This window comes from Nostoc sp. FACHB-152, from assembly GCF_014697475.1.
Lineage (GTDB): Bacteria > Cyanobacteriota > Cyanobacteriia > Cyanobacteriales > Nostocaceae > Nostoc_B.
On record NZ_JACJRV010000053.1, the window covers coordinates 41,441 to 48,426 of the forward strand.

11 protein-coding genes are annotated in these 6,986 nt (G+C 43.1%); all 11 read left to right on the forward strand.

Annotation, left to right across the window (positions count from 1 at the left end; all coding sequences use genetic code 11):
* Positions 1-85: 85 nt before the first annotated feature.
* The 11 genes from infA to prfA all read left to right on the forward strand — a co-directional run bounded on the left by infA (position 86) and on the right by prfA (position 6,562).
* Entirely contained in the window at positions 86-310 is a 225-nt protein-coding gene (gene infA, locus H6G76_RS25480) for a translation initiation factor IF-1 (protein ID WP_006276978.1), read from the forward strand.
* Positions 311-445: 135 nt separating this feature from the next.
* Positions 446-559: a 50S ribosomal protein L36 gene (gene rpmJ, locus H6G76_RS25485; RefSeq protein ID WP_015113411.1), complete on the forward strand. Its 114-nt coding sequence runs from the start codon at positions 446-448 to the stop codon at positions 557-559.
* A gap of 120 nt (positions 560-679) precedes the next feature.
* Positions 680-1,060, forward strand: coding sequence for a 30S ribosomal protein S13 (rpsM, locus tag H6G76_RS25490; RefSeq protein WP_190707346.1), 381 nt, complete (start codon positions 680-682; stop codon positions 1,058-1,060).
* Positions 1,061-1,114: 54 nt separating this feature from the next.
* Positions 1,115-1,510, forward strand: a complete 396-nt coding sequence (gene rpsK, locus H6G76_RS25495; protein WP_015113409.1) for a 30S ribosomal protein S11 — start codon at positions 1,115-1,117, stop codon at positions 1,508-1,510.
* Between the two features lie 319 nt (positions 1,511-1,829).
* Positions 1,830-2,777: a DNA-directed RNA polymerase subunit alpha gene (locus H6G76_RS25500; RefSeq protein ID WP_190707350.1), complete on the forward strand. Its 948-nt coding sequence runs from the start codon at positions 1,830-1,832 to the stop codon at positions 2,775-2,777.
* A 33-nt stretch (positions 2,778-2,810) separates the two neighbouring features.
* On the forward strand, positions 2,811-3,161 hold the full coding sequence (rplQ, locus tag H6G76_RS25505; protein ID WP_190707353.1) for a 50S ribosomal protein L17: 351 nt from the start codon (positions 2,811-2,813) through the stop codon (positions 3,159-3,161).
* A 63-nt stretch (positions 3,162-3,224) separates the two neighbouring features.
* Positions 3,225-4,046, forward strand: coding sequence for a tRNA pseudouridine(38-40) synthase TruA (gene truA / locus H6G76_RS25510; protein WP_190707356.1), 822 nt, complete (start codon positions 3,225-3,227; stop codon positions 4,044-4,046).
* 92 nt (positions 4,047-4,138) lie between these two features.
* Positions 4,139-4,594, forward strand: a complete 456-nt coding sequence (gene rplM / locus H6G76_RS25515) for a 50S ribosomal protein L13 (protein WP_190707358.1) — start codon at positions 4,139-4,141, stop codon at positions 4,592-4,594.
* Positions 4,594-5,010, forward strand: coding sequence for a 30S ribosomal protein S9 (rpsI, locus tag H6G76_RS25520; protein ID WP_190707360.1), 417 nt, complete (start codon positions 4,594-4,596; stop codon positions 5,008-5,010). The genes rplM and rpsI overlap by 1 nt, the downstream gene beginning before the upstream one ends.
* 115 nt (positions 5,011-5,125) lie before the next feature.
* Entirely contained in the window at positions 5,126-5,365 is a 240-nt protein-coding gene (rpmE, locus tag H6G76_RS25525) for a 50S ribosomal protein L31 (protein ID WP_190707364.1), read from the forward strand.
* Positions 5,366-5,461: 96 nt separating this feature from the next.
* Complete coding sequence (gene prfA / locus H6G76_RS25530; protein ID WP_190707367.1) at positions 5,462-6,562, forward strand: peptide chain release factor 1; 1,101 nt, start codon at positions 5,462-5,464, stop codon at positions 6,560-6,562.
* Positions 6,563-6,986: the final 424 nt, after the last annotated feature.

A 6,986-nucleotide genomic window follows, 5' to 3' on the forward strand; every position in this document is an offset into this window, starting at 1 on the left:
CTGTTGATATATTTCTCAAATTATGTTCTTTTGCAGATGAGTGCTGCAAGCGAACGGGAAATTGTTGAGTTGAGGAACAAAAAAATTGTCTAAGCAAGATTTGATTGAAATGGAAGGTACAGTTACTGAGTCCTTGCCAAACGCCATGTTTCGCGTTGACTTGGACAACGGTTTTAACGTACTAGCACACATTTCTGGAAAGATTCGCCGCAACTACATCAAGATTTTGCCAGGCGATCGCGTCAAGGTCGAACTAACTCCCTACGACCTGACAAAAGGCAGAATTACTTATAGATTGCGGAAAAAATAATAAAATCCAGAAAAAATTAGTTATATAAAGGGGATCTTACCATACAACTAAATTGTTGGGGGATTCTGAATTACTTAACTGAAATATTTTTCCAGAAATGCTATAATTTTATATTTGGAGTCAATTACGAAAGGCATGAAAGTCCGAGCCTCTGTCAAAAAAATTTGTGAAAAGTGTAACGTGATTCGCCGTCGTGGTCGCGTTATGGTGATTTGCTCTAACCCTAAGCACAAACAACGTCAAGGATAACACTCTCCACAATTGGGGAGTTAACTGTGACCCGAAAAATCACCACAAAGATTATAGATGTGGTTTTTAGTCCACATCTAAGCTAACAGAAATTGCGAGAACAACAGGGAGAGATTAATTGTGGCACGTATTGCCGGCGTAGACCTGCCACGCGACAAACGCGTAGAGATTGGTCTAACTTACATTTTTGGAATTGGATTATCTAGATCGCAGGAAATTCTTGCGGCTACAGGTGTCAATCCAGACACTCGTGTTAAAGACTTAAGTGATGCCGATGTAGCAAGCCTACGTGCAGAAATAGAAAGTAACTATCAAGTAGAAGGTGACTTGCGGCGCTTGGAAGCCATGAACATCAAGCGCTTAGTTGATATTGGTACCTACAGAGGTCGCCGTCACCGGATGGGCTTACCAGTTAGGGGTCAAAGAACTCGTACTAATGCTAGAACCCGTCGTGGGAGAAGGCAAACAGTGGCTGGGAAGAAGAAGGCTCCTGGCAAATAATTGTTCATTGCTTGCTTATTCGAGCAAGTTTTTCTCTAAATTAACTAAACAAATATGGCGAGACAACCAACTAAAAAAACTGGGAGCAAAAAGCAAAAGCGGAACGTACCCAACGGACTTGCTTATATCCAATCTACTTTCAACAATAGCATTGTCACCATCACCGATCAAAATGGCGATGTCATCTCCTGGGCAAGTGCTGGTTCTAGTGGTTTTAAGGGAGCTAAAAAGGGAACTCCCTTTGCTGCACAAACTGCTGCTGAAAGCGCAGCCCGTCGAGCTATTGACCAAGGAATGCGCCAAATTGAAGTGATGGTTAGTGGACCCGGTGCAGGTAGAGAAACTGCGATTCGCGCCCTTCAAGGAGCAGGACTGGAAATTACACTGATTCGGGATATTACTCCAATTCCTCACAATGGTTGCCGTCCGCCAAAACGCCGCCGAGTCTAGATTCGACCTGTTGGGCATAATCAAAATTCACCTGTAATAGCGGTTGAAGCTTTTTTCTTTTAGCTATTATGCAGAGTGAATTTTAAATAACTACTGACGGCTTGGGCGGTAAAAGCCAGTTAGCTCTTCCTAAAGGGAGAGCTGCTGTACTTTCCAAAACGGCATATTTATCATGGATAATCGCCCGCAGGCTTAATAAGGAGGTCAATTACCGCCATTGGATGTTGGCAGTTTGATAAGCCTGAAAGAAGCTTAGGGCAGAAGTAAATTGAATAGGCAATTAATTGCTAGCAGCACCTGAATTAAGGGAGGCTACTCCGTGGCGCAGTTTCAAATTGAATGTGTAGAGTCTAGTACAGAGGAAAGTCGGAGCCATTACAGTAAGTTTGTCTTAGAACCCCTAGAGCGCGGTCAAGGCACAACTGTTGGTAATGCGTTGCGGCGGGTGTTACTTTCCAATTTGGAAGGGACAGCCGTTACCGCAGTGCGAATTGCAGGTGTTTCACACGAGTTTGCCACAGTTCCGGGTGTGCGGGAAGACGTGCTAGAAATCTTGATGAGAATGAAAGAAGTTATTCTCAAAAGCTATTCTTCTCAACCCCAAATTGGTAGATTACTCGTTACCGGGCCAGCAACAGTGACAGCAGCCCATTTTGATTTGCCTAGTGAAGTCGAAGTCGTTGATCCTACCCAGTATGTTGCTACTCTGGCTGAGGGCGGTAAGCTGGAAATGGAATTTCGCATCGAACGTGGCAAAGGTTATCGCACTGTAGAAAGAGGACGTGAAGAAGCCACTTCTTTGGACTTCTTACAGATCGACTCGGTATTTATGCCAGTGCGAAAAGTCAACTACAGTGTCGAAGAAGCCCGTGCAGATGGCTCGATTACAAAAGACAGACTGTTATTAGAAGTTTGGACAAATGGCAGTGTCTCTCCTCAAGAAGCACTATCTTCAGCTGCTGGTATTCTGGTAGATTTATTCAACCCTCTGAAAGATATTTCTTTAGAACCGACAGATATTGGTTCTGATGTTCCAGATGACCCAACTGCTCAGATTCCTATCGAAGAATTGCAACTGTCTGTACGGGCATATAACTGTCTCAAACGCGCACAAGTCAATTCTGTAGCAGACTTATTGGACTTTACCCAAGAAGATCTGTTAGAAATCAAAAACTTTGGTCAAAAATCAGCAGAAGAAGTTGTAGAAGCACTGCAACGACGCTTGGGGATTACTTTACCTCAAGAAAGAAGTTCCAAACACAGCTAAAGCAAAACCTTTCATAGTTCATAGTCCACTATTATGCGTCACCGTTGTCGGGTTAAAAAACTTGGTAAGCCAGCTGACCAGCGCCGCGCTCTGTTGCGTACCTTAACCACTGAGCTAATTCGTCATGGTCGAATTACCACCACTTTGATCAGAGCGAAAGCTTTGCGAAGTGAAGTAGATAAAATGATTACCTTAGCTAAAGACGGTTCCTTAGCATCTCGTCGGGCAGCTTTAGGTTATATGTACGACAAACAACTGGTTCATGCTTTATTTGAGCAAGCTCCTACTCGGTATGGTAATCGCAGTGGTGGTTATACCCGCATTCTGCATACCATACCTCGCAGAGGAGATAATGCTGAAATGGCAATTATTGAACTAGTTTAAGTCAATGGTCAAAAGTCAAAAGTATTTATACAAATGACGAATGACAAATGACACAAAATCTGTATGTTAGAAACTGACCAGCCGAAACAAACTCAAAGAGTAGCCTTGGTAGTTCAATATCTTGGTACTCACTTTCATGGCTGGCAACGACAAAAGGGGCAGCGTACAGTCCAAGAAGAAATCGAAACAGCGATCGCTACTATTCTTGGTCATCATGTTACCCTGCATGGTGCAGGTCGCACTGATGCTGGTGTTCATGCTGCTGCACAAGTAGCCCACTTTGACGCTACAGGTTTAATTCCCGCTCATAAATGGGCAACAGTTCTCAATAGTTATTTGCCGCAAGACATAATAATCAGGGCTTCAGCACCCGTGAGTAACGCCTGGCACGCTAGATTTAGCGCAGCTTATCGGCGATACCGTTACACGATATACACTGAAAAACGACCAAATTTGTTCGTTAAGCCCTTCAGTTGGCATTATTATCTTGAGCCTCTGGATGAATTATTGATCCAGACTGCCATGAAACCTCTCTTGGGTAAGCATCATTTGGCGGCCTTTCATCGTGCAGGCTCCAAAAGAGCGCATTCTTGGGTAGAGGTACAAGCCGCAGAATGCCAGCGTAATGGGTCATTGATCCATTTAGAAATCCAAGCAGATGGATTTTTATATGGCATGGTTAGGCTATTAGTGGGAATGCTAGTACAAGTAGGTACTGGACAGCGATCGCTTGCTAACTTCACCGAAATTTGGCAAGAAGAGCGTCGAGAAGAAGTAAAATACGCCGCACCTGCTCAAGGTTTATGCTTGTTGCGAGTCGGCTATCCTGATTTTCCTTTTTCTCCTGATGTTTGGTACGATACCCAGCCGAAATTTAGTTTTTAGTCAATAGTCATTGGTCAATAGTCAAATATTTCTACTATGGACTATGGACTATGGACTATGGACTCCGAAAAAATGACAAAGGACAAACAACAATGAATAAAACCTACCTTCCTGCTCAAGATGCTCTTGAGCGTGATTGGTACGTAGTAGATGCTACAGACCAACGCCTGGGTCGCCTCGCTACCGAAATTGCTATGATTCTTAGAGGCAAAAAGAAAGCTGAATACACTCCTCACCTAGATACTGGTGACTTTGTAATCGTTGTTAACGCTGAGAAAGTCGCAGTTACAGGTAAAAAACGTACTCAAAAAGTTTATCGTCGCCATTCTGGCCGTCCTGGTGGGATGAAGACTGAAACTTTTGCCAAGCTGCAACAGCGTCTACCCGAAAGGATTGTAGAACACGCTGTTAAAGGTATGTTACCTAAAAGTAGCTTGGGTAAGCAGTTGTTTACCAAGCTGAAAGTTTACGCTGGGCCTACTCATCCTCATGATGCTCAGAAACCCAAAGAACTAAAAATTAGTACAATTCCTGGAGCAGAAAGTTAATGGTAGTAGCAGAAGCAAATAGCGGTCGCGCCGTGTACTGGGGTACAGGTCGCCGTAAGTCAGCAGTAGCACGAGTACGCCTTGTACCTGGTAGCGGTCAATTGACAGTAAATGGCAAATCGGGAGAGTTGTACTTCCAATTCAATGCTAATTACTTGGGAGTCATCAAAGCCCCTCTAGAAACTTTGGGACTAGAAAGCGAATATGACATCCTAGTAAAAGCTGAAGGTGGCGGCTTAACTGGTCAAGCTGATTCTATCCGTTTGGGTGTTGCTCGCGCTTTGTGCCAGTTAGACCCAGAAAATCGCTCACCTTTAAAGACTGAAGGCTATCTAACTCGTGATCCTAGAGCTAAAGAGCGCAAAAAATATGGTTTGCACAAAGCTCGCAAAGCTCCTCAGTACTCAAAACGATAAGTTACTGGGTTTGGGTATGGAAAAGTCAAAAGTATTTTACCTTTTGGCTTCCTAGCCTTAATCTCTAACCACATCAAAAAGTTATAATTTATATAGATTCACCACAAAAGGAACAATGGCTAAACCTGATATTCATCCCAAGTGGTATCCAGATGCTAAAGTCTACTGCAACGGTCAAGTTGTCATGACTGTTGGTTCTACCAAGCCAGAATTGCACGTAGATGTTTGGTCTGGAAATCACCCTTTTTATACTGGTACTCAAAAGATTATTGACACAGAAGGTCGTGTAGAACGCTTCCTGCGGAAATACGGCAAGTCAAGCGAGCAAGGCTCTGGCGACAAGAAGAAAAAGTAGCGGTTTGGCTCTGCTGTTAACGACGACCCTGCGAATGCTGGGTCGATTGTCATTTTTTGAGCCAAGTTGTTATTTTAAGGAGCGATCGCACTCGTCATGGCTGAAACATACCTGCTGGAAAAACTTAGATCTGTTGAACAAACTTTTAATGAATTGACTCGTCGCTTGGCCGACCCAGATACAGCTAAGAACCCCGATGAGTATCAAAAAATTGCCAAGTCTCGTTCTTCTTTAGAAGAAGTAGTCAATACCTACGAAACTTGGAAAATAGCCCAAGAAGAATTGGTAGGGGCGCGTCAAGTCCTCAAAGAGTCAAATAGTGATCCAGAGTTGCAAGAAATGGCAGCTTTGGAAGTCGATGAATTAGAGCAGAAAGTAGAATATCTCGAAAGTCGTTTGAAAGTCTTGCTACTACCCCGTGATCCTAACGATGATAAGAACATCATGTTGGAAATTCGTGCTGGGACTGGTGGTGATGAAGCGAGTATCTGGGCTGGAGATTTACTACGGATGTATTCTCGTTATGCTGATACTCAAGGTTGGCGAGTCAAACTAGTGAGCGAGTCACTAGGGGAAATGGGCGGTTTTAAAGAGGTAATTCTAGAAATTCAAGGTGACAGCGTTTACAGTAAGCTGAAGTTTGAAGCTGGAGTCCATCGTGTGCAGCGTGTACCAGCAACGGAAGCTGGTGGACGAGTTCACACCTCAACCGCAACTGTAGCGATCATGCCAGAAGTGGATGAAGTAGAAATTCACATCGACCCCAAAGATATTGAAATGACTACGGCTCGTTCTGGCGGTGCTGGTGGGCAAAACGTCAACAAGGTTGAAACAGCCGTTGACTTAATGCACAAACCGACAGGAATTCGGATTTTCTGTACAGAAGAACGTAGCCAGTTGCAAAACAAAGAACGGGCGATGCAAATTTTGCGGGCGAAACTGTATGAAATGAAGTTACGGGAACAACAAGAAGAAGTAACTTCGATGCGGCGATCGCAAGTTGGTACAGGATCGCGATCGGAAAAAATTCGCACTTATAACTATAAAGATAACCGCGCGACCGACCACCGCTTAGGTCAAAACTTTTCTCTGAACCCTGTGCTTGAAGGTGATTTAGAGACGCTGATTCAATCTTGTATCTCTCAAGATCAGCAGGAACGTTTGGCAGAGTTAGCGGCTTCGGGAGCGATGAACTAATCTTTAGTTTGAGATTAATTTAATTTGAAACCGTCTAGTGTGTTGCTATATTTAACGCGCAGGCGGTTTTTTAATGCAGTGCAAGATATTAGCTTTTTGTCAATAAGTAATAGAAATTAGTTTTTCAAATTCTTGAGAATTAAAGCTTTGCTTCTTTTTGGGAGATTTACCGTATACATAGCATTCTACCTTCTCGCCGTGAATTTCAAAGAAATAACCCGATACTAGTAATTCTTGTCCTTTAAGTTTAAAAATTATGGTGTTTAACTTATATTTTCCATACTTATTAGCAAGATAAGTAAAGCTGTTAAAATTTCCAGTTATACAGCACTTCCTGCTGTTATGGGGTACAGTTAATAAGAATAAAAATATTATCTTTTTATGAAAGCATATTCAATCGATCTGCGCGAAAAAATAGTTGCAG

Coding starts and splice junctions, on each gene's coding strand:
- rplM (WP_190707358.1), top strand. CDS start 4,139: ATGAATAAAACCTACCTTCCTGCTCAAGATGCTCTTGAGCGTGATTGG.
- rpsK (WP_015113409.1), top strand. CDS start 1,115: ATGGCGAGACAACCAACTAAAAAAACTGGGAGCAAAAAGCAAAAGCGG.
- rplQ (WP_190707353.1), top strand. CDS start 2,811: ATGCGTCACCGTTGTCGGGTTAAAAAACTTGGTAAGCCAGCTGACCAG.
- prfA (WP_190707367.1), top strand. CDS start 5,462: ATGGCTGAAACATACCTGCTGGAAAAACTTAGATCTGTTGAACAAACT.
- truA (WP_190707356.1), top strand. CDS start 3,225: ATGTTAGAAACTGACCAGCCGAAACAAACTCAAAGAGTAGCCTTGGTA.
- rpmE (WP_190707364.1), top strand. CDS start 5,126: ATGGCTAAACCTGATATTCATCCCAAGTGGTATCCAGATGCTAAAGTC.
- rpsI (WP_190707360.1), top strand. CDS start 4,594: ATGGTAGTAGCAGAAGCAAATAGCGGTCGCGCCGTGTACTGGGGTACA.
- rpmJ (WP_015113411.1), top strand. CDS start 446: ATGAAAGTCCGAGCCTCTGTCAAAAAAATTTGTGAAAAGTGTAACGTG.